The organism is Tenacibaculum halocynthiae (assembly GCF_964512825.1).
Taxonomy (GTDB): Bacteria; Bacteroidota; Bacteroidia; order Flavobacteriales; family Flavobacteriaceae; genus Polaribacter; species Polaribacter halocynthiae.
On the sequence record NZ_CAZELG010000041.1, the window covers coordinates 1 to 1,201 of the forward strand.

General features: G+C 45.5%; 1 pseudogene. It reads right to left on the reverse strand.

From position 1 onward, the window contains the following. Nucleotides 1-1,201: pseudogene (locus tag ACKTTQ_RS15855) on the reverse strand (T9SS type B sorting domain-containing protein); the annotation flags it as partial.

The following is a 1,201-nucleotide window of genomic DNA, read 5'->3' on the forward strand; positions in this document are numbered from 1 at the left end:
AAAGCTTGAAGAGGCTGTACTTGGACAACTTCCTGCGCTGGTACTAGTAGCAGTAATCGTATAAGAAGTTCCATCTACTCCTCCGCTTACTACTCCTCCTGCTCCAACGGTTAATCCTGCTGGACTAGAGGTATACGTAACCCCGCTTGCTACATAATTTGTTACCGTGACTACCGCTGCACTTGAACAGCTTGCTGCTGTTACACTTACTACTGGCGTACTCGGTACTGTTAATTGACTATCGGTATCATTTGTAAAGCTTGAAGAGGCTGTACTTGGACAACTTCCTGCACTGGTACTAGTAGCTGTAATCGTATAAGAAGTTCCATCTACTCCTCCGCTTACAACTCCTCCTGCTCCTACGGTTAAGCCTGCTGGACTAGAGGTATACGTAACACCACTTGCTACATAATTAGTAACCGTTACTACCGCTGCACTTGAACAGCTTGCTGCTGTTACACTTACTACTGGCGTACTCGGTACTGTTAATTGACTATCGGTATCATTAGTAAAGCTTGAAGAGGCTGTACTTGGACAACTTCCTGCGCTGGTACTAGTAGCTGTAATCGTATAAGAAGTTCCATCTACTCCTCCGCTTACAACTCCACCAGCTCCTACTGTTAAGCCTGCTGGACTAGAAGTATACGTAACACCACTTGCTACATAGTTAGTAACCGTTACTACCGCTGCACTTGAACAGCTTGCTGCTGTTACACTTACTACTGGCGTACTCGGTACTGTTAATTGACTATCGGTATCATTAGTAAAGCTTGAAGAGGCCGTACTTGGACAACTTCCTGCGCTTGTACTAGTAGCTGTAATCGTATATGAAGTTCCATCTACTCCTCCGCTTACAACTCCTCCGGCTCCAACGGTTAATCCTGCTGGACTAGAAGTATACGTAACCCCGCTTGCTACATAATTAGTTACCGTTACTACCGCTGCACTTGAACAGCTTGCTGCTGTTACACTTACTACTGGCGTACTCGGTACTGTTAATTGACTATCGGTATCATTAGTAAAGCTTGAAGAGGCCGTACTTGGACAACTTCCTGCGCTGGTACTAGTAGCAGTAATCGTATAAGAAGTTCCATCGGTTCCTCCACTTACAACTCCTCCTGCTCCTACGGTTAAGCCTGCTGGACTAGAGGTATACGTAACACCACTTGCTACATAATTTGTTACCGTTACTACCGCTGCA